We start from the raw sequence: 21,638 nt of genomic DNA on the forward strand, positions 1-21,638 counted from the left end.
GATTCAGTCGGTGGTCATCGCGGCCGCGACGACCGCGTCGGTCGTGATCTGCTCGCCGACCATCTCGCCGGTGACCCGGCCGTGCCGCACGACGACGACGCGGTCGCAGACGAGCGGCAGCTCCTCGAGCTCGCCGGACACGAACACCACGGCGGCGCCGTCGTCGGCCAGCTCCCGGATGAGCCGGTAGATCTCCTCCTTGGCCTGGACGTCGACGCCGCGAGTGGGCTCGTCCAGGAGCAGCACCCGGCTGCCGGCGTGCAGCCACCGGCCGATCACGGCCTTCTGCTGGTTCCCTCCGCTGAGGTTGACGATGGGGGTCGTCGAACGCGCGGTCGCGATCGACAACCGGTCGATGAGTCGCGCGGCCGCCGCGCGCAGACGCTCCCAGCGGATGGTGGGTCCGTCGCTGACCTGGCGGTAGTCGGCGAGGGCGAGGTTCTCGTCCACCCCGAGCAGCGGGACGATCGCGCTGCTCTTGCGATCCTCCGGGGTCATGCCGATGCCGAGACTCTTCATGCCGCGCGGCGTGACCGAGGTGATCGGCGTACCGTCGACCCACACTTCTCCGGAGTCGATCGGGTCGAAACCGGCGATCGCGCGCAGCGTCTCGCTGCGGCCCGAACCCATCAGCCCGGCGAGTCCCACGACCTCACCGGGGTACACGTCGAAGCTCACGTCCTCGACCTTGCGACCGGCCGCGAGGTTGCGGACGCTGAGGCGGGGCGTCGCGTCGCGGTCGACGCTGCGGGTCGCCGGCCGGTCCTGCTCCTGCACCGCGTCACCGAGCATGAGTTCGACGACCCGACGCGTGGAGACGTCCTCCAGGTCGACCGTCTCGATGACGCGGCCGTCGCGCATGACCGTGGCGCTCGTCGCCACCTGCCGGATCTCGTCGAGACGGTGGCTGACGTAGATGACGGCGACGCCGGTCTCGGCGACCCGCCGCACCGTCGCGAGTACGACCGCCACCTCACCGGCGGCCAACGCACTGGTCGGCTCGTCGAGGATGAGCAGCCGTGGTGCCCGGCGTACGGCCCGGCAGATCTCCACGAGCTGCTGCTCCGCGATCGGCAGGTCCTCCACGAGCGCGTCGGGATCGATCGCGAGATCGAGTTCGCTCAGCACTTCGGCGGCGCCGCGCCGCATGGCCGCGAAGTCGACGCGGCCGCCCGTCATGGGCCAGGCGCCCAGGAACATGTTCTCGGCCACGGTCATCTGCGGGACGAGGCTCAGTTCCTGGTGCACCGTCTCGACGCCGAGTTCCGCCGCGCGACGAACCCCGCCGTCGAGCGGCTGCCCGGCGATCTGCACGGTGCCGCGGTCGGCGGTCTCGACGCCGGCGAGCAGCCGGATCAGCGTCGACTTGCCGGCGCCGTTGCGGCCGAGCAGGGCGCGGACCTCGCCGCCGCGGATCGTGACGTCCGCGTCGGTCAGCGCCTTCACCCCGGCGTAGTGCTTCGTGAGTCCGCGGACGTCCGCGACCACGGTGTCGGTCTGTGTCTGCACGTCATCTTCCTCGCGTGTGGGAACGGGTGGGTGAGCCGCTGGTCATCACGGGATCCCGTCCGGGTGGGTCTCGATCCAGTCCGCACCCGATGCGGCCGTCGCGTATTCGTCGATGGGCGCCGGGATCACGAGTTCGTCCGGCTCCTCGCCCGCGAGGATCTGCATGGCGGTCTGGGCGGCGAGCTCTCCGACCTTGATGCCCGAGATGTCGGTGACGCCCTTGAGGATCGCGTTGTCCTCGAGCATCTGCGCGGCCTGCGTGCTCATGTCACCGCCGAACACCACGGTCTGGCCCTCCAGGCCTCGCGAGCGGATCGCGCGCACGGCGCCGATCATCTGAGATCCGGCTTCGCCGTAGAACGCGTCGACATCGGGATGCGCGGTGATGATCTGCTCGGCACGCTCCACCGCGGCATCGAGCGTCAGGCCCTCCTGGTTGGCGACGATCTGCGCACCGGGCACCCGCTCCAGCAGAGCCGCCTCGAATCCCTCGCGGCGCTGGATGCAGACCTCGAACTGCTCGCAGTTGATGACCGCCACCTTCGGGTCGGCGATCCCCTGCTCCAGGAAGTAGTCCCCCATCTGGCGGCCGGACGCGGCACCGAACTCCGTGGGGTCGCCGAGGATGTAGCCGGAGACGTACTGTTCGGCGGCCTCGTCCTCGATGCAGGTGTTGTAGCAGATCACGGGCACGCCGTTCTCATGAGCGAGCCGGATCGCGGGGATGGACGCGGTGGCCGAAGCCGGCGACAGGATCAGCGCGTCGGCCTGCACCGAGGAGATGGTGTCGACGAACGTGCTCTCCCGGGAGGCGTCGGACTGGATGTTCGTCGCGATGAGCTGCGGCTCGCGCGCCCCGTCGGCGAAGGTCGCCTCGAGACCGCGCTGGACGCCCGCGTAATAACCCTCCGCGTTGAGGTACACGACGCCGATCCGGCCGTCGGCGCCCACTTGCTGACCGCACGCCGCGAGCAGCGTCAGCGAGAGCAGGGCGAATCCTGCGGTGAAGGTCTTCTTCATGGTTGCGCGCATGTGTCCTCGTCGTGTCACCCGGTGCTTCGTACGCCGGTCCAGTGTGACCGTGGACACGACGCGCTGTCAATATTAATTACTAATTAATGTTTTGTTCCACGACGGCTGCGGGAGGATCGCCCGCGATACCAGCGAGCGGGACCCCTCTCTAGACTCGGTGCCATGAAGATCTCGGTGATCGGATGCGGGTACCTGGGTGCTGTGCACGCTGCGTGCATGGCGAAGCTCGGGCACGAAGTCGTGGGCGTCGACGTCGACGACCGCAAGATCGCGTCGCTGACGCGCGGCGAGGCGCCGTTCTTCGAACCGGGACTTCCCGAGATCCTCGACGAGGCGATGGCGAGCGGCCGCCTCACCTTCACGACCGACCTCAGTGAGGTCGCGGGTGCGGCGGTGCACTTCGTGTGCGTCGGCACGCCGCAGAAGCAGGGCGAGTTCGCCGCCGATCTGACCTACGTGGACGCGGCTTTCAGCTCGCTCCTCGCGCACCTCGCGCCGGGTGACGTGGTGGTCGGCAAGTCCACCGTTCCCGTCGGCACCGCAGAGCGACTCGCCGCCGACCTCGAGCCCACGGGAGCCACGCTCGTCTGGAACCCGGAGTTCCTGCGCGAGGGCTTCGCGGTCAAGGACACGCTCCACCCTGACCGTGTCGTCTACGGCATCCCGGAGTCGGACGCCGGACAGCGCGCTGCGGCCCTGCTCGACGAGGTGTACGCCGCGCCGCTCGCCGAAGGCACGCCGCGCATCGTCACCGACTACGCGACCGCGCAGCTGGTGAAGGTCGCCGCGAACAGCTTCCTCGCCACCAAGATCTCGTTCATCAACGCCATGGCCGAGCTGTGCGAGGCCACCGGCGCCGACGTCACGGCCCTGGCCGACGCGATCGGGCACGACGCCCGTATCGGCCGCCGGTTCCTCAACGCCGGCCTCGGCTTCGGCGGCGGGTGCCTGCCCAAGGACATCCGCGCCTTCATGGCCCGCGCGGGCGAGCTGGGCGTCGACCAGGCGCTCTCGTTCCTGCGTGAGGTCGACGCGATCAACCTCCGCCGCCGCGTGCGCATGGTCGACCTCGCCCGCGAGGAGTGCGGCGGGTCGATCGTCGGCCGGCGCGTCGCCGTCCTGGGCGCGGCCTTCAAGCCCAACAGCGACGACATCCGCGACTCCCCGGCGCTCAACGTCGCCGAGCAGATGCACTTGCAGGGCGCGGTCGTCACGGTGACCGACCCCGAGGCCGTCACGAACGCCAAGGAGAAGGCACCGCACCTGCACTACGCCGACACGCTCGAAGCGGCGGTCGAGGGGGCCGAGCTGGTGCTGCTGCTCACCGAGTGGGAGCAGTACGTGTCGCTCGACCCGGACTACCTCGCCGGACTCGTCGCCGACAAGCGGATTCTGGACGGCCGCAACGTGCTCGACCCGGCGCGGTGGCGGGACGCCGGCTGGACCTACCGCGCGCTGGGCCGACACTGACGGAGCGCCTCAGACTCCTACCGCCCGGATAGACTCGCCCGGTGGCCGACGACTCCGATCCGCTCGCGCTCGAAGCGCAGGTGTGCTTCGCGCTCGCCGTGGCGTCCCGCAGCGTCGTCGCGGCCTACAAGCCGGTCCTCGAACCGCTCGGGCTCACACATCCGCAGTACCTCGTGATGCTCGCGCTGTGGCAGCACGACCGGCTAGGACTCACCGAACTGAGCAGCACCCTGGCGCTCGATCCCGGGACCGCCTCACCGCTGATCAAGCGGCTCGAGCAGAGGGGTTACGTCGAGCGGCTGCGCTCTGCGAACGACGCGCGGTCCCTTGAGATCACGCTGACGGAGCAGGGCCGCGCTCTGCGGGAGCAGGCGTTGAGTGTCCCGCCGACGATGCTGGAACGGCTCGGCATGACCCTCGAGGATCTTGAGCGGACCAACGCGGTGTTGCGCTCGATCATCGACGGCGCGCAGCACGCGAACTGACCTCAGTGGAGAGTGAAGGGCGCCCACCAGGTGAGGTAGATGCCGATCGCCGTGGGCAGCAGGCCGACGGCGAGCCACACCACCGAGAACGGTGAGCGACCCAGGATCACGCGGGTGATGGCGGCGGTCAGCAGGCCTGCGAACGCGGTCAGGACGAGCATGAGGACCGCTTCGGGGTTCTTGCCGTCCTCCGCGACGTACTGCGCGAGGAGCGGGAGCGCGATCACGCCGTGAACGGCGATCGCCAGGAAGCCGACAGCGGTGACCCGGCGCCGGACCCGGTCGAGCGATTCGAGTTCGTCGGTGACGGACACCTCGACGGGGTCCTCGGCCATGCTGCCATCCTCGGGGTCGACTGATGCTTAGCGTACCAAGCATCACCAATCAGGTCGGCGCCGCACGCTCGGGCTCAGGGTGCGGTGACCTTCGCGAGGAAGCTGTAGCTCTCGGTCAGGACCTGCTGCGCTTGGGCGTCGGAGAGATCGAACTGGAACTCGTGGAAGAGCCCCTTCGCCCAGTACGGCTTCACCTCGACGCCGAGTTTCTTCAGCGTGGCCGCGAACTCCTTGCCCTGAGCCGTAAGCGGATCATCGTCGCCAGCTGTCACCAGGGTGGACGGAAAACCGTCGGTCAGATGCGTGGTCACCGTGGCCTGCTCGACGCGCGGATCATCGAAGTCCTTGGTGCCCAGGTACGCCCAGCCGACGGTGCGGACGAACCACCCCATCGCGCCGGACGCCTTGAGCGCCTTCCGTGGATCGTAGGGACCGCTGTGCAGGAGCGCGCCCACGACCTGGTCCGGTGAGATGCTCGGCTCGACACCGACCTCCTTCGCGTAGCGCGCGTCGCCGAGCATGGCGACATACTGCGCGGCGATCTGGGCGCCGGCCGAGTCCCCCGCGAGCACGATCCGGTCGGTGTCGAGGCCGAGATCGTCGGCGTTCTTCTCCAGCCACACGATGGCCTTGTCGGTCTGGCGCAGCGGGACCGGATAGTGCGTATCCGGGCCCAAGGAGTAGTCGATCCCGACGGCCGCATACCCCTTCGCGGCGAGCAGCTTGAGGTAGGGAGCGATGTCCGACTTGTCGCCCCCGATCCAACCGCCGCCGTGGACCCACACGATGACCGGCAACGGCTCGGAACCGCGCTCGCGCGGGGTCCAGACGTCGAGCGTCTCGTCGTCACCCTCGCCGTAGGCGAGGTCGGTGCGGCCGGTGGACTCCTTATCCGCCTCCGCAGCATGCTTCTCGTCGACCTTGCCGACCGACGACATCCGGAACAGCAGGTCGATCGCGATGACGCTGGGGCGAGGACTGAACTGAGCCCAGATCACGACGGCGACGATCAGCGCCAGGACAGCGATCAGGAACCGCAGAATCCAGCGTCCGACGACGCGCAGCACGCTCATGGCAGGTGAGCGTAGCGGTCAGAAGAGTCCGAAAGCTCAGAGCCCCAGACCGCGCCCCACGATCTCCTTCATGATCTCGGTGGTGCCGCCGTAGATCGTCTGGATGCGCGAGTCGAGGAACGCCTTCGAGATGGGGTACTCGGACATGTAGCCGTAGCCGCCGTGCAGCTGCAGACACCGGTCGGCTGTCTTGGTCTGCAGTTCGGTGGTCCACCACTTGCCCATCGCCGCGTCCTCGACGGTGAGCTTGCCCGCGTTGAGCAGTTCGATCGAGCGGTCGACGAAGACCTGGGCGATCTGCTGCTCGGTCTCGAGCTCGGCCATGAGGAATCGCGTGTTCTGGAACGTGCCGATGGGACGACCGAACGCGTCGCGGTTCTTGACGTAGTCGAGCGTCATGTCGAGCATCGACCGGCACGCGGCGGCGGCCACCACGGAGATCGTCAACCGCTCCTGCGGCAGCTTCTCCATGAGATAGATGAAGCCGTGCCCCTCCTGGCCGAGCAGGTTCTCGCGCGGGACGCGCACGTTGTCGAAGAACAGCTCCGCCGTGTCCTGGGCCTTGAGGCCGATCTTGTCGAGATTGCGGCCCCGCTCGAAGCCCTCCATCCCCCGCTCGACCGCGATGAGCGAGACGCCCATGGCACCGGCGTCCGGGTCGGTCTTGCAGGCGACGAGGACGAGGTCGGCGAGGATGCCATTGGAGATGAACGTCTTCGAGCCATTGAGCACGTAGTGGTCGCCATCGAGCTTCGCGGTGGTCTTGATGCCCTGGAGATCGGAGCCGGCGACCGGTTCGGACATCGCGATGGCGGTGATGAGCTCGCCGCTGCAGAACTGGGGAAGCCAGCGAGCCTTCTGCTCATCGCTCGCGTAGCTCAGCAGGTACGTCGAGACGAGGTCGGTGTGCAGGGCGAAGCCGACGCCGCTGGCCCCGACCCGGGTCAGTTCCTCCTGGAGGATCGCGTTGTAGCGGAAGTCGCGGACGCCGCCGCCCCCGTACTCCTCGGGCATCATGAAGCCCAGCAGCCCGAGCTCGCCGGCTTTGAGCCAGAGCTCGCGCGGCACGATCGAGTCGGCCTCCCACTGTGCGTGATACGGCGCGATCTCCTTCTCGCAGAAGGCCCGGACGGTGGCCCGGAAGTCGTCGTGCTCGGCCTCGAAGATGGTGCGTTCCATGGCGGTGTCCTCAGTTCTGGACGGCGATGCCGTCTGCGATCAGCTCGTCGACGTCGTCGATGCCCCACGCGGCGAGCGCCTCGCGGGTCTGTGCTCCCGGGCGGGCCGGAGGCGTGGTCAAGGTGGCCGGCGTGGCGGAGAACCGCGGTGCCGGGGCGGGCTGCATGAGCCCCTCGTGTTCGACGTACGTGCCGCGCGCCGCGTTGTGCGGGTGCTGCGGCGCCTCGTCGAGCGGCAGCACGGGCGCGACGCAGGCGTCCGTGGGCGCGAAGATCTCGGTCCATTCGGCTTGTGTCTTGGTGACGAACACGGCCGCGAGTCGCTCGCGCAGCGCTCCCCACTGCGCGATGTCGTTGCGGTCCGGCAGGCCGTCGACCCCGTGTTCGGCGAGCGTGGCCTCCATTGCGGCCCAGAACTGCGGTTCCAAGCCACCCACGCTCATCCAGCGTCCGTCGGCGGTCTCGTAGACGTCGTAGAACGGGGCGCCGGTGTCGAGCAGGTTGGTGCCGCGCGGACTGCTCCAACCTCCCGACTGCTGCATCGACACGATCATCGACAGCAGATGCGCGACACCGTCGGTGATGGCGGCGTCGACGACCTGTCCCTCGCCCGTGCTTCGCGCGTGGGTGAGCCCGGCGAGGACGCCCGCGACGAGGTACAGCGCCCCGCCGCCGAAGTCCCCGAGCAGGTTGAGCGGCACCTGCGGCGGGCCGCCGGCTCGGCCGATCGGATCGAGTCCACCGGCGACCGCGATGTAGTTGATGTCGTGCCCGGCGGTGGACGCGAGCGGCCCCTCCTGTCCCCAGCCGGTCATGCGTCCGTAGACGAGGCGGGGGTTGCGCGCATGGCACTGCTCGGGCCCGATCCCGAGCCGCTCGGCGACGCCGGGCCGGAAACCCTCGATGAGGATGTCCGCCCGCTCCACGAGCCGCAGCACGGTGTCGCGACCGCGCTCGGACTTGAGATCCAGCGCCACGCTCGGACGGCCTCGGCCGAGGATGTCGCGCTCGGGAGGCGCGACTTGCAGCGCTCCTCCGCCGGGCCGGTCGATGCGCACCACGTCGGCGCCGAGATCGGCGAGCATCATGGCGGCGAACGGGCCCGGTCCGATGCCGACGAGCTCGACGACGCGGACGCCGTGGAGAGGCCCGGAAGGCGTGGTCGAGGTCACGGTCACGATAGTGACAGTAACACTGTCACTATCGAAAGCCGAGGGCCGCGTCACTTCGCGGGCGCGCCCCTCCGGAGCACCTCGTCGGCGAAGCGGTTGCCGATCAGCTCGTGCGTCGCCGTGTCCGGGTGCAGCGCGTCCGGCAGCGGGTGCTCCACCGCGTCCACCTCGCCGTAGAGCGCGAGCCCGTCGACGTAGTGCAGCTGCGGGTCGTCACGTCGACGGTCGACGATCTCCGCCAGAGCGTCGCGGACGACGGTGAGGGAGAGTCGCCCGAGCGCCGTGTCGCCCTCCTGCCCGGTGGCGGTGAACTTCACTTGGTCGGACCCGAGGGTGGCGACGTCGACCGAACCCGGCCCCGGAGTGGTCTCGTGGATCCCGCAGAAGACGGGCGAGACCAGGTAGAGCGGCGTCGTGGGGTGGCCGTCGCGGATCGTGTCCAGGAAGCCGTGGACCGCGGGCACGAACGTCCGCAGTCGCATCGCGTCGAGATTGACGACGTTGATGCCGAGTTTGAGGCTGATGAGGTCCGCTGTCGCGTCGCGGATGGTCCGCGCGATGAACGGGTCGACCATCGCGCTGCCGCCGAGACCGAGGTTGTGGAGCGAGACGCCGAGGCGCCGCGCCGCCACTGCCGGCCAGATCCGGCTCGGAGTTGCCGCGTTGGAACCCTGGCTGATGGAACTGCCGTAGTGCACCCACACCGGCACGCCGTCGGCCTCGAGCGGAGCGACCGGCGCATCCGTACGCAGGTCGACCAGTTCGATCGACTCGTTGTGCGGAAGCCACAGCTCCACGCACTTCGAACGCGACGGAAGGCCGGACAGCGTCGTGACATGTGCAGGTCCGCCGTGCATGGCGCTCTCGCCGGTCAGGAGGTCGGTCTCGAGGAGGTCGCCGCCGGTGAGAGGGTCGCTCAGCGCGAGTTCACCGTCGATCCAGACGTCGATCCGGCCGCGAGGGCGTTCAGCGCCGCGGAACCCGATCCGCGTCGAGTGAGTCTCGAGTTCGATCCTCGTGGCAGAGGTGCGCAGCGCGACCCGGACCCCGGACGGCTGCTGCTCCATCGCGAGGAGTTGCCCGTCGGGGAACTGTGACCGCACCCAGGCGGGGAGCCGGTGCACCCGCAGCCCCCGGATGGTCGACTCCAGCTCCGCGACGAAGCCGCGTAGCAGTGCAGGCGAGAACGGCGTGGAACGCATGCCGCTAACCTACACCTTGTAGGAATCGCCCTACTTACCGTAGTTACCCTCTGCAAGGAGTCATCGTGGCCCGACTCGGCTTGACCGCTTCCGCGGTGCACGACGCGGCGGTCGACCTCGCCGATGCCGACGGCCTCGACGCCGTCACGATCTCCGCTGTCGCTCGGCGGCTGGGAATTCGACCGGCGAGCATGTACGCCCACGTGAGGAACATCGGGGCGCTCCTCGACGACCTGCATCGCCGTGGGCTGGCCGAACTAGGCCGCCTCATCGCCGACGCCGTCGCGGGCCGGTCCGGCTGGGACGCACTCGAGGGGTTCGCCACGGCTCACCGCCGATTCGCCGAGGGGCACCCGGGGCTGTGGCAGGCGGTGCAACGCCCCGCGAGCGCCGAGATCGCGGCGTCCCCCGAGGCGGGGCAGGTCGCCGGGCTCGCGCTCGCCGTGCTCCGCGGGTACGGACTGACCGACGACGCGGCGATCCACGCGACCCGGTTCGTCGGTTCGACCGTCAACGGTTTCGTGACGCTGACCGAGGCCGGGTCCTTCGGCCATCGACCCGTCGACCTCGACACCTCCTGGACGCAATGTCTCGACGCCATCGACCGAGCGCTGCGAAGCTGGCCGCGCGAGACCACGGAGGCGTGAACCGACACCGCACGCATGCCACGACCTGAGCGCCCGCGCCGGGATGTCCGATTCAGACGCTGTACGGCGCGCCTCCCCCACCGCGGGCCTGGTTCTTGATAGTGAGTTGAAGTGACGGACGATTTCCTTCCCAGCCCGACCGCCCTCTTCTCGGCTGCCGCGCGAGCGGCCCATCCGCTCGTTGATGATGAGCCACACCTGCTCCACGACGAGATCGCTCAGCGACTGTGCGAGAAGCTGTCCCCCTCGCCGTTGGACTACCAGCTCGCTCAGCCCGGCGCACCGATCCTCGCCGCTGCCCGCTTCTCCGCAGCCGTGCGCTCCCTGTACGCCGATCAGTTCGTGGCTGCCTCGGGCATCGATCAGATCGTGGTGGTGGGCGCGGGCCTCGACACCATCGCGTCGCGCCTCCCGGCGCCACACGACGAACGCGTATGGCTCGTCGGTCGACCAGGCGTCCTCGCGTGGCGCTCGCACCTCTTGGCGTCGGCGGGGCTCGACGACCCCGCGGAGCTGGTCGGAGCCGACCTCACGCATGGCCTCGACCCGCAGTTACTCGAGGCCTCGGGCGTCGACCTCCAACGCCCGATCGCGTTCCTATGGCTGGGCGTCAGCATTATCTGCCGCCGGCGAGCTGCGAGCGCTTCTTCGCGTCGGTCGCCGACGTGCACCCGGAGTCGTCGCTCATCTTCGACTACGTCCTCCCCCACGAGCTTCGCGATGCTCGGGGCGCTGAGTACTCTGCGGCTGTCGCCGCCATGGCGGGCGAGGCGGGCGAGCCGTCGCGCTGTTCGGCCGCTCCGACCACCCTTCATGGCTGGCTCGCCTCCGCCGGTTGGCACGTGCACGATGATCGCGACGAGGAGGACGGTGCGCCCTCGGGGTTCTGGGGACGAGCCGATCACCTGAAGCCGATGAAACTCATCCGCCTCGTCCACGCGTCGCGTCGGCGGGCGTGACACAACGCCACCGGTCATGTCACACTGCCGATGTCACGTTCATCGGACAAGGAGCGGCCATGCTGTCGAAGCTCGCGTACTCGCGCACCGGGGGCGGGGAACCGCTCGTCCTGATCCACGGGATCGGGCACCGCTGGCAAGCTTGGGAGCCCGTGATCGAGCAGCTGTCGGAGCACTTCGACGTGATCGCTCTCGACCTGCCCGGCTTCGGGGCCTCCCCCGCACTGAGCGAGGCCGGCGTCTCGGCGAGCATGGAGAACGTCCTGCAGGCCATCCGCGAGAACTTCGAGGAATGGGGCATCGACCGGCCGCACGTCGTCGGCAACTCGCTGGGTGGAGCCGTCGCGCTCTACCTCGGCGACCACGGGCTGGCCCGCAGCGTCGTCGCATTGAGTCCCGCCGGGTTCTTCGGGCCTGGGGGCCGCGTGCAGGCGGTCGCCGCCCTGCTCGCGATCAAGCTCGCCGCCTACGCCCCCGACGCGGTACTGCGCCGGGTCTCGCGCTCGGCCGTGGGCCGTCGACTCGTCGGCTTCCTCTTGTACGCGCACCCGGAGCGGTACGACGCCGACCGGGTGCTCGGTGACGCCCTGTCACTCAAACGCAGCCCGGCGTTCTGGCCCACCCTCCTGCAGGCGGTCAACTTCCGTTTCCGCGGCGGCGTGCGCGTCCCCACCACGATCGCCTGGGGCACGAAGGACCGGCTGCTCAACCCCAAGCAGGCCGCGCAAGCCCGACGTCAGCTGCCCCGCGCCACCCACGTCCCGCTCGTCGGCGCGGGGCACGTCCCGATGGGCGACTGCCCCGACGAGATCGCCCGCATCGTGCACGAGACGGTCAAGCGCGGAGACGAGGCGGCCGGCAGCGCACCGCTCTCCGCGACCGCCTGATCTCTGCGTCCGCGGAACCACGGCTGGCACCCTCCCACGAACCCGGGAAGCTCCGAGGAGCGTTCGGCGTTGACGAGGACGTGGAACTCCACGACTCGATCGTCATCGGCGGTGGCCAGGCCGGCCTGTCAGCGTCGTATCACCTGAAGCGCCGCGGGATCGAGCACCTCGTCCTCGACGCCAACGCGCATCCCGGTGGAGCGTGGCAGCATCGATGGCCGACGCTCTCCATGCACGACGTCCATGGTGTCGCGGACCTCCCGGGGCTCGAGCGCGCTGAGGACGACGGAGCCGCGGCGGCACGCGAGGCCGTTCCCGCGTACTTCCGGAGCTACGAGCAGACCTTCGATCTGCCCGTCGTGCGCCCCGTCGAGGTGGACGCGGTGACCGACGACGACGGCATTCTCGTCGTGAGGTCGGGCGAGCGGGCCTGGCGGACCCGCACCCTCGTCAACGCCACCGGCACCTGGACGCGGCCGTTCATCCCCTACTACCCCGGCATCGAGACCTTCGCCGGCCGCCAGCTGCACACGGTCGACTTCACCCGCCCCGAGGAGTTCCGCGGGCAGCGAGTGCTCGTCGTCGGCGGCGGGCAGTCGGCGGTCCAGTTCCTCGGCCAGCTCGCCCCCGTCACCGACACCCTCTGGGTGACCCGCCACGAGCCGCGCTGGCGGACCGAGGAGTTCACCCCCGAGGCCGGCCGCGCCGCTGTCGCGCTCGTCGAGGACCGCGTACGTCAGGGACTTCCACCTCGCAGCGTCGTGAGCGTGACCGGCCTGCTGCTGCGACCGCAGGAGGAGGAGGCCCGTCGCCTCGGAGCGTACGAACGGCGGCCGATGTTCAGTCGGATCGAGCCGCGCGGGGTGCGCTGGACCGACGGGAGTTTCGAGCCCGTCGACGTGATCCTCTGGGCGACCGGGTTCCGCCACGCCATCGACCACCTCGCACCCCTGCACCTGCGCAGTCCGCGCGGCGGCATCCAGCTCGACGGCACCACGGCGGTCGCCGACCCGCGTATCCAGCTCGTCGGGTACGGCCCGAGCGCGAGCACCATCGGTGCGAACCGGGCGGGTCGCAGTGCCGCCCTCGGCGTCGTGCGGTGGCTGGCCGACGAGGCGGCTACGCTCGCCGGATGAGCGAGTCGGTCCTGGATCTCGACGCCGTGCACGCGACCGCGCTCGATCTCGCACGCGGCGCCGGCGAACTCGCACGGCGGTTCGCCGCAGAGGGCTTCGGCAGCGTCGCCGACATCGATCGCCGGATCGTGCACCACCTCGCCGCCCGGTATCGCGAGCACGGCGTTCTCAGCCGCGAGTCCGGCGACCACGGGCCGGACGACGCCCGGGTGCGGTGGCTCGTCGACCCCCTCAACGGTGCCGACAACTACCGCGTCGGTCTCGACCTCTACGGCGTCACCTTCGCCGTCCTGCTCGACGATCATCCGCAGGTCGCGGTCGTGCACGACTCCGCATCCGGCCGTTCCACCTCGGCCATCGCCGGGCGGGGCGCCTGGCAGGAGGGACGACGGCTCTCGGTCGCCGCGGCCCGTCCGGCGACGCAGCTCACGGTCGCGTGGATCGAGGGCAGCGAGGTCGCGGCGGACGATCCGCTTCGGCAGGCCGCGCTCCACACTCTCGAACGCTCGACCCACCGGGTCCTGCGCACCGGTGCCCCCGCTCGTGACTGGGCACTCCTGGCCGAGGGCGGGATCGACGCGGCGGTCGTGCTGCGCGGCGAGCCCTGGGACGTCGCCCCGGGCAGCCTGGTCGCCCGCGAGGCTGGAGCTGTCGACACTCGCGTCGGCGGCTTCACGATCACCGGCGTTCCCGGTTCGCTTCGCGGCCTCACCGCCCTTCTCGCCGCCCACTGACCTCGCTTCCCCGCCCCGCACCACTCGCCAAGCATGCGACGTCCGGCCGAACCCCTTGCCATGCAACTAGTTGCATGGGTACGCTCCGGGCATGGCGCTCGAACACGCGATCCTCGTCTCGCTGACAGAGCAGGCGGCGACCGGCTACGACCTCGCCCGGCGGTTCGATGCGTCCATCGGGTACTTCTGGCGGGCCAGTCACCAGCAGATCTACAAGACGCTCGCGCGGATGGAGGCCGACGGCTGGGTCAGCGCGACGATCGAACCTCGCGAGGGCACGGCCGACAAGAAGACGTACGCGATCACCGATGCTGGCCGCGAGGAGCTGACCCGCTTCACCGCCGAGCCGTCACCGCGCGAGGCGTTGCGCAGCGATTTCGCCGTCAAGCTGCGCGGACTGGCCGACGTCACCGCGATCGTCGAGGACACGCGGCGCCGGCGCGCCGATCACGTCGAGCGGCTCGACCGCTACGAGGCCAGCGCCAAGCGCCACTACCCCGATCCCGATGCCGTCGAGGAGCGCGAGCGCGGCGCCTACTTGGCGCTCCGCGGCGGCATCCTCAGCGAGCGCATGGGCATCGCCTGGTGCGACGAGATCCTCGATCAACTCGAGACGCGGAGCGACCGATGAGCCCGCAGCCCGATCACCAGCACGATCACTCCGAACGTCATCGCTGTGACGATCAGCACCGCGTGCACCCAGAAGAAGCCCGTCGGAGCGCTCGCCCACGCCTCCCCGGCCCACGCGCGGTCGTCATCGACGATGGCCTTCGCGAACCGCGGCCAGATCACGATGTTGAAGACGCCGGCCGCCGTCAGCAGCCACGCACTCGCTCGTCCGATCACCACCCCAGTGTGCCAACGCGGCACCACACCCCCGAGAGGACCGTGTCATGAAGGCATTCCGAGAGCTCGTCGAGCGCCAGGTCGCCACGGGCGAGCTGCGCGGTGTCGACGACCTGCTGGCCGACGACGTGGTGTTCCGCAGTCCCGTCGCCTTCACGCCCTACCGCGGCAAGGCGATCACCACCGCGATCCTGCACGGCGTGAGTCGGGTCTTCTCCGACTTCCGCTACGTCAACGTCATCGAGGACGGCCGGCACAGCGCGCTGGTGTTCGAGACGAAGGTCGGTGACATCGCGGTCCACGGCTGCGACTTCATCACGACCGACGACGACGGACTCATCACCGAACTGACGGTGATGGTGCGGCCCCTGTCCGCGGCGAATGCGCTCGCCGCGGCCATGGGTGATCAGTTCGAGCGCATCCAGGCCGAGGCGGCCGCCGCGACGGAAGGCACCCGATGACCAGTTACCCGCATCTGCTGAGCCCCCTCGATCTGGGCCACACGACGCTGCGCAACCGCGTGATCATGGGCTCGATGCACACCGGCCTCGAGGACCGCGTCACGCATCTGCCCGAGCTCGCGGCATACTTCGCCGAGCGCGCGAAAGGCGGTGTCGCGCTGTCCATCACGGGCGGATTCGCGCCGCACTGGCGCGGCTGGCTGCTGCCGTTCGGCTCGACGATGACGAGTCGTCGGCTCGCCGACCGCCACCGCCTCGTCACCGACGCCGTCCATGAGCACGAGGGCAAGATCGCGCTGCAGATCCTCCACGCCGGGCGCTACGGCTACTCGCCGTTCAAGAAGGGCGTCTCGCGGATCAAGAGCCCGATCACGCCGTTCAAGGTCTCGCCGATGAGCACCCGCGAGGTCGACCGCACCGCCACCGACTTCGCCAAGTCGGCCGTTCTCGCCCGCCGCGCCGGCTATGACGGCGTGGAGATCATGGGCTCGGAGGGCTATCTCATCAACCAGTTCCTCACGGCCCGCACCAATACCCGCACCGACCGCTGGGGCGGTACCGCCGAGAAGCGCATGCGGTTCCCGATCGAGGTCGTCAAGCGCACCCGCGAGCTCGTGGGCGACGACTTCATCGTCCAGTACCGGATGAGTCTGTTGGACCTCGTCGACAATGCGCAGTCCTGGGAGGAGACGGTCGTTCTCGCCAAGGCGCTGGAGGCCGAGGGCGTCGACATCATCAACACCGGCATCGGCTGGCACGAGGCCCGCATTCCCACGATCGTCACGTCCGTGCCGAGAGCCGCCTTCGCCTGGGTGACCGCCAAGCTCAAGGCCGAGGTGGACGTGCCACTCGTCGCATCGAACCGCATCAACACGCCGGACGTCGCGGAGGAGATCCTCGCCTCCGGCCAGGCCGATCTGGTCTCGATGGCGCGGCCGCTGCTCGCTGACCCGCACTTCGTGGCCAAGGCCGCCGAGGGGCGCGCCGACGAGATCAACACGTGCATCGCCTGCAACCAGGCGTGTCTCGACCACACGTTCTCCAACAAGCGCGCGAGCTGCCTGGTCAACCCGCGAGCCTGCCACGAGACCGAACTCGTGCTGCTGCCCACCCGCCGCACCAAGCGCATCGCCGTCGTCGGCGCCGGCCCGGCGGGACTCGCCGCGGCCACCGAGCTCGCCGAACGCGGCCACGACGTCGAGCTGTTCGAGGCGCGCGACGCCATCGGCGGCCAGTTCCGACTCGCGATGCAGATCCCCGGCAAGGAGGAGTTCGCGGAGACCCTGCGCTACTACACCGTGCGGCTGGAGAAGACCGGAGTGAAGCTTCACCTCAACCGGCGCGCGTCGGTCGCGGACCTGTCCGACTTCGACGAGGTCGTGCTGGCGAGCGGGGTCGAGCCGCGGGTCCCCGATCTCCCCGGCATCGACCACCCGAAGGTCGTGACCTATCAACAGGTCATCGAGGACGGAGCGCCGGTCGGCGAACGCGTCGCGGTCATGGGTGCCGGCGGCATCGGCTTCGATGTGAGCGAGTTCCTCCTGCACGACTCGCACGAGTCCCTCGAGCACTGGAACGCCCGCTGGGGGGTGACCGACCCGGAGCTCGAGCGCGGCGGCCTCACCACCAAGACCCTGGCGCCGCCGCGTCGCCAGGTCACGTTGCTCCAGCGCAAGACGACGAGTCTCGGCAAGGGTCTCGGTAAGACCACCGGCTGGGTCCACCGCACGACGCTCAAGGACTCGGGAGTCGAGATGGTGCCCGGCGTGACCTACGAGCGGATCGACGACGACGGGCTGCACATCACCGTCGCGGCCGGCGATGACGCCCGCGAGGAACGGGTCCTCGAGGTGGACACGATCGTGCTGTGCACCGGCCAGGAGTCGGTGCGCGACCTGGTCGCCCCGCTCGAGGAGGCCGGCGTCGCCGTCCATGTCATCGGCGGTGCGGACGTCGCCGCCGAACTCGATGCCAAGCGCGCGATCAAGCAGGCCACGGAGCTGGCCGCGCGGCTCTGACGCGAACAGACGATCGGGGGCGGGCAACGCCATCGCGCTGCCCGCCCCCGATCGTGCTGGTACCGAGGTCAGAACCAGTGTTTGCGGCCTCCGACCGCGCGACCCGTGGCACCGAGGATCCAGAGGATGACCCCGACGACGAGCAGGATGCCGCCGATCGTGTAGAGGATGGGGACGTCCAGGACGGCGCCCAAGATGGCGAGGATGGCTCCGAGGATGATCATGAGAAATCCCTTCGTTTGAGTCACGACGTTCCCGCCGCGTCCCTCACGCTAGGACAGCTTCGGCACTTCCGCTCGGTGAGCGGCCGCGACTGTCGGCATCGCAGTCCATACTCGGGGCATGGCCGAACGTGTCGTGCTGCTGCGCGCTGTCAACGTGGGCGGCGCCAAGTTGCCGATGGAACGCTTGCGCGCGATCGCCGACGAGCTCGGCGCGCGCGACGTCAGCACCTACATCGCGTCGGGCAACCTGCTGTGCACCCCGCCAGGCGATCCGGCCGACTTCGACCGCGCACTCGAAGCACGCATCGAGGCCGAGCTCGGCTTCTTCCGCGAGGCGATCAGCCGGACTCCGGACGAGCTTCGGCAGGCGCTCGACGCCTACCCGTTCGAGGTCCTCGAACCGAAGCTCGCGCACATCTACTTCCTCGCGGCCACGCCGTCGCCCGAGGCGGTGGCGGATCTCGCCGCACGCGATCTCGGCCCCGACCTCGCCCGCGTCATCGGTCGCGACCTGCACGTGCGTTTCGCCGACGGGGTCGCGTCCTCGCCGCTGACCGCACCGTTCGTCGCGCGCGTGCTCGGCACGCCCGGAACGGCCCGCAACCTCCGCACGATCGCAGCGCTCGTCGAGAAGGCGAGCACGTGATCGGCGTGCCCATACTGGAAGGGTGACCTCCTTCCCCGACTGGACCGGACGCCGTTGGCTCGTGCTCACCGGCGCCGGGGTGTCGACCGACTCCGGCATCCCGGACTACCGCGGTCCCGACGCTCCTCCGCGCTCCCCGATGACGTATCAGGAGTTCATCGCCTCGGAGCGGGCGCGCCAGCGGTACTGGGCTCGTGCGCACGTCGGGTGGTCGCACATGCGAGAAGCCGAACCGAACGCCACGCACCTCGATCTCGCCCGTCGTCAGCGCGAGGGCCAGCTCCTCGGTCTCATCACCCAGAACGTCGACGGGCTCCACGAGAAGGCCGGCCACCGCGACGTCATCGACCTCCACGGACGTATCGACCGCGTCATCTGTCTGGACTGCGGGGAGCTGACGAGCCGCCGCCGACTGCATCACCGACTCGTCGCCCTCAATCCCGGATGGGAGGACCGCGAGGCCGAGGTCGCTCCCGACGGCGACGTGCTCATCGACGACACCGAGGACTTCGTCGTCGCGCCGTGCGAGAACTGCGGCGGACGACTCAAGCCGGACGTCGTGTTCTTCGGCGAGACGGTGCCGAAGCCGCGAGTCGCCCGGTGCTTCGACCTCGTCGAGCAGGCGCGCCAGGAGGACGCGGCCTTCGTGGTCATCGGCTCGTCGCTGCAGGTGATGAGCGGACTGCGATTCGTGCGTCGTGCCGCCAAGGACGGCACCACGGTCGTCATCATCAACCGCGGGACGACCCGCGGCGACGACCTCGCCGACGTCAAGATCGACGGCGGCGCGGCCGAGACGCTCGCGGCGCTCGCCCTGGCGAGCTAGCGGCCGACTGCGGACGCTGACTCACGCCTCGATGAACCGCCGAATCGTGTCCGCTGTCTGCTGCGGGCACTGCAGCATCGGCAGGTGCCCGGTGGGGAGTTCATCGTCCCCTACGGCCTCCAGCTCCCTGTCGCGGCGGTGGGCACGCTACCGGCCTCGGCATCATCGCTGAGCGAGCTCAGACCGCGACCTGAAGCCCTGCGGGAGGCAGCTCAGGAGAGCTGGCGCAGGCGCACCGTCTCGGGCAGCTCCGCCAACGCCGTGAGCACCTCGGACGAGACCGCCGCCGACACGTCTGTGACGACGTAGCCCAGCTCGCCGCGAGTGGCGAGCTGCTGGCCCTCGATGTTGACGCCGTGGTCGCCGAGGATCGCGTTGATCGACGCGAGCACGCCCGGAGCGTTGCGGTGCACGTGCGCGAGGCGGTGCTTCTCCGGGTCGGCGGGCGGGTTGAGCTCGGGGAACGTCACGCTCAGCGAGGTGGTGCCGAATGCGGCGTACGCGCGCAGCTTGGAGGCCACGAAGCGGCCGATGTCCTGCTGCGCCTCCTCCGTCGAACCACCGACGTGCGGAGTGAGGATGACGTTGGGGAGCCCGCGCAGGTCGCTCTCGAACGGGTCGCCCTGACGCTTGGGCTCCACCGGGAACACGTCGATCGCGGCGCCGGCGATGTGGCCGGACTCGATGTGCTCGCGCAGAGCGGCGGTGTCGACCGCGATGCCGCGCGACAGGTTGAGGAACAGCGAACGCGGCTTCATGCGGCGCATCTCGGCGTCGCCGAACAGTCCGGCGTTGCCCGGGCGGCCGTCGACGTGCAGCGTGACGACGTCGGCGGTGTCGAGCAGTTCCTCGAGCGTCGAGCAGCGCTTGGCGTTGCCGAGGGCGAGCTTGTCGTCGATGTCGTAGAAGATGACGGACATGCCGAGCGCCTCGGCGACGACGGAGAGCTGGCTGCCGATGTTGCCGTAGCCGACGATGCCGAGGGTGCGGCCGCGGACCTCGTGGCTGCCGGCGGCGGACTTGTTCCAGACGCCGTTGTGCATCGCCGTGGACTTCTCGTGCAGACGGCGGGCGAGCGAGATGATCTCGGCGACCGCGAGCTCGACGACGCTGCGAGTGTTGGAGTACGGGGCGTTGAAGACCGCGACGCCGTGCCGGTTGGTGGCCGCGAGGTCGATCTGGTTGGTGCCGATGCAGAACGCGCCGATCGCCATGAGGTCGGGAGCGCTCTGCAGGACCTTCTCGGTGATGTACGTCGTGGAGCGGATGCCGAGCAGATGCACGCCCTTGATGGCCTCGATCAGCTCGTCTTCGCCGAGCGCGCGGTCGAGGGTCTCCACCTGGTAGCCCTTGCCGCGCAGGAAGTCGGCGCCGTCGGCGTGGATGTTCTCCAGCAGCAGGACGCGCACGTCGGTGTCGTCGATCGTGGTGAGGGGCTCGCGGGTCGCAGCGTTCATGGTCGTCATCATCGTCATTTCAGTCGTGCCTCCGGGTCAGCGGTCGATGGGCTGACGCGGGGCCCAGGCGTACGGTCCCGATGTCGAGCAGCCTCATCGCTCCCTGGTGGTCACCCACCTCAACGCCAGTCGCGACCAGGCTGTTCCATCGTAGCGATTGGGGTGAGGACACCCAATTCCTGCTCGCGAGCTGGACGCGGACCTGGTACGGGGAGTTTCGCAGTCACGGAGCGGCAGCAGGACTCCCCGCAGGGGAGAGTTCTCCTACTGAACCTGGTAATCGGTCACTGACCGCCGGTGAAGCGGGCGAGGGCGTCGGCGGGGATCTCCTGGTCGAGGTTCGCCAGGCGGACCTGGCCCTGGGCGATCAGTTTGCCGTCCTGGTTCACCGACTCCAGGCGCCACAGCTGCTGCGTGCGGCCGCGGTGGATCGGCGTGGCGGTCACCGTGATCGTGTCGCCGACCTTCGCCTGCCGCAGGAAGTCGGTCGAGTTGTTCGTGCCGACCACGACGCCCTTGGTGCCCAGCCAGATCTGGCCGGCCACGCTGGCGGTCGATTCGTGCACGGAGCAGTAGATACCCCCGTGGGGGATGCCGAAAGGCTGGAGGTGGTGGTCGCCGATGGTGAACCGTGCGACGACCTTGTCGGGTCCGGTCTCCACGTGCTCGACGCCGAGCAGACCGTCCAGGCCGGGAATCTCGCTCATGACCGCGACTGTAGGACGTGCGACCGACGACACATCGCCGGGGTTGGATTTGATACCCCCTGGGGGTATGGTGGCGCTATGACCGACCATGCCTCCCACCCCGGCTACAGCGAGGACAAGCAGAAGGTGCTCAAGCGGCTCGCCCGCATCGAGGGCCAGGTGCGCGGGATCACCAAGATGGTGGAGAACGACACCTACTGCATCGACGTCCTCACTCAGGTCAGCGCCACGACGAAGGCTCTCCAAGCCGTCGCGCTCGTGCTCCTGGAGGAGCATCTGAGCCACTGCGTCGTCGACGCCGCACGGGCTGGTGGTCCCGAGGCGGACACCAAAGTCAAAGAGGCCAGCGACGCGATCGCTCGGCTGGTCCGTAGCTGACGAGAGGAATCCACTCATGACCACATCCACCTACCGCGTCACCGGCATGACCTGCGGCCATTGCGTCGCCGCCGTCACCGAGGAGCTCCAGGCCCTCGACGGCGTCACCGACGTCACGGTCGACCTCGTCGCCGGTGGCACGTCCACCGTCACGGTCGCGAGCGACCAGCCGCTCGACGACGCGGCCGTCGCCGAGGCTGTCGACGAGGCAGGCTACGCACTGGCAGGTCCGCGCGACCTGCCGTTGGCGTGAGCA

Annotated in this window: 25 protein-coding genes, 1 pseudogene and 1 riboswitch; of the genes and pseudogenes, 15 read left to right on the plus strand and 11 right to left on the minus strand. The window is 69.4% G+C overall.

Annotation, left to right across the window (positions count from 1 at the left end):
• Window positions 1–3: 3 nt before the first annotated feature.
• Both EHW97_RS03585 and EHW97_RS03590 read right to left on the minus strand, forming a co-directional pair.
• Window positions 4–1,509: a sugar ABC transporter ATP-binding protein gene (locus EHW97_RS03585; protein WP_124235791.1), complete on the minus strand. Its 1,506-nt coding sequence runs from the start codon at window positions 1,507–1,509 to the stop codon at window positions 4–6.
• Window positions 1,510–1,554: 45 nt separating this feature from the next.
• Window positions 1,555–2,541: a substrate-binding domain-containing protein gene (locus EHW97_RS03590; protein WP_124235792.1), complete on the minus strand. Its 987-nt coding sequence runs from the start codon at window positions 2,539–2,541 to the stop codon at window positions 1,555–1,557.
• Between the two features lie 162 nt (window positions 2,542–2,703).
• Here EHW97_RS03590 and EHW97_RS03595 point away from each other — a divergent pair, with 162 nt between their 5' ends.
• Window positions 2,704–4,011 (plus strand): UDP-glucose dehydrogenase family protein, encoded by a 1,308-nt coding sequence (locus EHW97_RS03595; protein ID WP_124235793.1) that lies wholly within the window; start codon window positions 2,704–2,706, stop codon window positions 4,009–4,011.
• A 41-nt stretch (window positions 4,012–4,052) separates the two neighbouring features.
• On the plus strand, window positions 4,053–4,496 hold the full coding sequence (locus tag EHW97_RS03600; protein WP_124235794.1) for a MarR family winged helix-turn-helix transcriptional regulator: 444 nt from the start codon (window positions 4,053–4,055) through the stop codon (window positions 4,494–4,496).
• 2 nt (window positions 4,497–4,498) lie between these two features.
• Here the strand turns inward: EHW97_RS03600 and EHW97_RS03605 are convergent, their stop codons facing one another.
• The 5 genes from EHW97_RS03605 to EHW97_RS03625 all read right to left on the minus strand — a co-directional run bounded on the left by EHW97_RS03605 (window position 4,499) and on the right by EHW97_RS03625 (window position 9,456).
• The gene (locus EHW97_RS03605; RefSeq protein ID WP_124235795.1) at window positions 4,499–4,831 is read right to left on the minus strand and encodes a hypothetical protein; all 333 of its coding nucleotides are present in this window, start codon (window positions 4,829–4,831) and stop codon (window positions 4,499–4,501) included.
• 74 nt (window positions 4,832–4,905) lie between these two features.
• Entirely contained in the window at window positions 4,906–5,904 is a 999-nt protein-coding gene (locus tag EHW97_RS03610; RefSeq protein ID WP_124235796.1) for an alpha/beta hydrolase, read from the minus strand.
• A gap of 36 nt (window positions 5,905–5,940) precedes the next feature.
• A complete protein-coding gene (locus EHW97_RS03615; protein ID WP_124235797.1) occupies window positions 5,941–7,083 on the minus strand; it encodes an acyl-CoA dehydrogenase family protein in 1,143 nt (380 codons plus the stop codon).
• A gap of 10 nt (window positions 7,084–7,093) precedes the next feature.
• Window positions 7,094–8,260, minus strand: a complete 1,167-nt coding sequence (locus EHW97_RS03620; RefSeq protein ID WP_124235798.1) for a CaiB/BaiF CoA transferase family protein — start codon at window positions 8,258–8,260, stop codon at window positions 7,094–7,096.
• A 44-nt stretch (window positions 8,261–8,304) separates the two neighbouring features.
• Entirely contained in the window at window positions 8,305–9,456 is a 1,152-nt protein-coding gene (locus tag EHW97_RS03625) for an SGNH/GDSL hydrolase family protein (RefSeq protein WP_124235799.1), read from the minus strand.
• A 65-nt stretch (window positions 9,457–9,521) separates the two neighbouring features.
• Between EHW97_RS03625 and EHW97_RS03630 the strand changes: the two genes are divergently transcribed.
• From EHW97_RS03630 to EHW97_RS03655, 7 genes and pseudogenes are all read left to right on the plus strand, one after another.
• A complete protein-coding gene (locus EHW97_RS03630; RefSeq protein ID WP_166367375.1) occupies window positions 9,522–10,103 on the plus strand; it encodes a TetR/AcrR family transcriptional regulator in 582 nt (193 codons plus the stop codon).
• 111 nt (window positions 10,104–10,214) lie between these two features.
• A pseudogene (locus EHW97_RS15935) lies at window positions 10,215–10,661 on the plus strand (class I SAM-dependent methyltransferase); the annotation flags it as partial.
• 41 nt (window positions 10,662–10,702) lie between these two features.
• On the plus strand, window positions 10,703–11,062 hold the full coding sequence (locus EHW97_RS15665; protein ID WP_243696289.1) for a hypothetical protein: 360 nt from the start codon (window positions 10,703–10,705) through the stop codon (window positions 11,060–11,062).
• 59 nt (window positions 11,063–11,121) lie between these two features.
• On the plus strand, window positions 11,122–11,949 hold the full coding sequence (locus EHW97_RS03640) for an alpha/beta fold hydrolase (protein WP_124235802.1): 828 nt from the start codon (window positions 11,122–11,124) through the stop codon (window positions 11,947–11,949).
• Between the two features lie 80 nt (window positions 11,950–12,029).
• Window positions 12,030–13,085 (plus strand): NAD(P)-binding domain-containing protein, encoded by a 1,056-nt coding sequence (locus EHW97_RS03645; RefSeq protein WP_124235803.1) that lies wholly within the window; start codon window positions 12,030–12,032, stop codon window positions 13,083–13,085.
• The gene (locus tag EHW97_RS03650) at window positions 13,082–13,819 is read left to right on the plus strand and encodes an inositol monophosphatase family protein (protein WP_124235804.1); all 738 of its coding nucleotides are present in this window, start codon (window positions 13,082–13,084) and stop codon (window positions 13,817–13,819) included. Before EHW97_RS03645 ends, EHW97_RS03650 begins: the two co-directional genes overlap by 4 nt.
• Window positions 13,820–13,910: 91 nt before the next feature.
• Window positions 13,911–14,450 carry a PadR family transcriptional regulator gene (locus EHW97_RS03655; protein WP_124235805.1) on the plus strand — a complete coding sequence of 180 codons (540 nt, stop codon included), beginning with the start codon at window positions 13,911–13,913 and terminating at the stop codon, window positions 14,448–14,450.
• On the opposite strand, the gene EHW97_RS03660 is transcribed toward EHW97_RS03655, so the two are convergent.
• On the minus strand, window positions 14,423–14,665 hold the full coding sequence (locus EHW97_RS03660) for an SCO4848 family membrane protein (protein ID WP_208001857.1): 243 nt from the start codon (window positions 14,663–14,665) through the stop codon (window positions 14,423–14,425). The two genes, EHW97_RS03655 and EHW97_RS03660, sit on opposite strands and share 28 nt — an antisense overlap.
• 47 nt (window positions 14,666–14,712) lie before the next feature.
• On the opposite strand from EHW97_RS03660, the gene EHW97_RS03665 reads away from it, so the two are divergent.
• Together EHW97_RS03665 and EHW97_RS03670 are read left to right on the plus strand one after the other, a co-directional pair.
• Window positions 14,713–15,126: a nuclear transport factor 2 family protein gene (locus EHW97_RS03665; RefSeq protein ID WP_124235807.1), complete on the plus strand. Its 414-nt coding sequence runs from the start codon at window positions 14,713–14,715 to the stop codon at window positions 15,124–15,126.
• Window positions 15,123–17,144 carry an NADPH-dependent 2,4-dienoyl-CoA reductase gene (locus EHW97_RS03670; protein WP_124235808.1) on the plus strand — a complete coding sequence of 674 codons (2,022 nt, stop codon included), beginning with the start codon at window positions 15,123–15,125 and terminating at the stop codon, window positions 17,142–17,144. The genes EHW97_RS03665 and EHW97_RS03670 overlap by 4 nt, the downstream gene beginning before the upstream one ends.
• Before the next feature lie 68 nt (window positions 17,145–17,212).
• Here the strand turns inward: EHW97_RS03670 and EHW97_RS15245 are convergent, their stop codons facing one another.
• Window positions 17,213–17,368, minus strand: a complete 156-nt coding sequence (locus EHW97_RS15245; RefSeq protein ID WP_166367376.1) for a DUF6131 family protein — start codon at window positions 17,366–17,368, stop codon at window positions 17,213–17,215.
• Window positions 17,369–17,486: 118 nt separating this feature from the next.
• On the opposite strand from EHW97_RS15245, the gene EHW97_RS03675 reads away from it, so the two are divergent.
• Both EHW97_RS03675 and EHW97_RS03680 read left to right on the plus strand, forming a co-directional pair.
• The gene (locus EHW97_RS03675) at window positions 17,487–18,014 is read left to right on the plus strand and encodes a DUF1697 domain-containing protein (protein ID WP_124235809.1); all 528 of its coding nucleotides are present in this window, start codon (window positions 17,487–17,489) and stop codon (window positions 18,012–18,014) included.
• Window positions 18,015–18,036: 22 nt separating this feature from the next.
• Window positions 18,037–18,840, plus strand: a complete 804-nt coding sequence (locus EHW97_RS03680) for an NAD-dependent protein deacetylase (protein ID WP_124235810.1) — start codon at window positions 18,037–18,039, stop codon at window positions 18,838–18,840.
• A 212-nt stretch (window positions 18,841–19,052) separates the two neighbouring features.
• On the opposite strand, the gene serA is transcribed toward EHW97_RS03680, so the two are convergent.
• Window positions 19,053–20,297 carry a phosphoglycerate dehydrogenase gene (gene serA / locus EHW97_RS03685; RefSeq protein ID WP_243696290.1) on the minus strand — a complete coding sequence of 415 codons (1,245 nt, stop codon included), beginning with the start codon at window positions 20,295–20,297 and terminating at the stop codon, window positions 19,053–19,055.
• Between the two features lie 54 nt (window positions 20,298–20,351).
• Window positions 20,352–20,440: riboswitch (ZMP/ZTP riboswitch) on the minus strand.
• Between the two features lie 141 nt (window positions 20,441–20,581).
• Window positions 20,582–21,004: a PaaI family thioesterase gene (locus tag EHW97_RS03690; RefSeq protein ID WP_124235811.1), complete on the minus strand. Its 423-nt coding sequence runs from the start codon at window positions 21,002–21,004 to the stop codon at window positions 20,582–20,584.
• Window positions 21,005–21,082: 78 nt separating this feature from the next.
• On the opposite strand from EHW97_RS03690, the gene EHW97_RS03695 reads away from it, so the two are divergent.
• Both EHW97_RS03695 and EHW97_RS03700 read left to right on the plus strand, forming a co-directional pair.
• Window positions 21,083–21,382 (plus strand): metal-sensitive transcriptional regulator, encoded by a 300-nt coding sequence (locus EHW97_RS03695; RefSeq protein ID WP_121792571.1) that lies wholly within the window; start codon window positions 21,083–21,085, stop codon window positions 21,380–21,382.
• Between the two features lie 16 nt (window positions 21,383–21,398).
• Complete coding sequence (locus EHW97_RS03700; protein WP_124235812.1) at window positions 21,399–21,635, plus strand: heavy-metal-associated domain-containing protein; 237 nt, start codon at window positions 21,399–21,401, stop codon at window positions 21,633–21,635.
• The last annotated feature ends 3 nt before the right edge of the window (window positions 21,636–21,638 follow it).

This window comes from Aeromicrobium camelliae (genome assembly GCF_003850045.1).
Taxonomy (GTDB): domain Bacteria; phylum Actinomycetota; class Actinomycetes; order Propionibacteriales; family Nocardioidaceae; genus Aeromicrobium; species Aeromicrobium camelliae.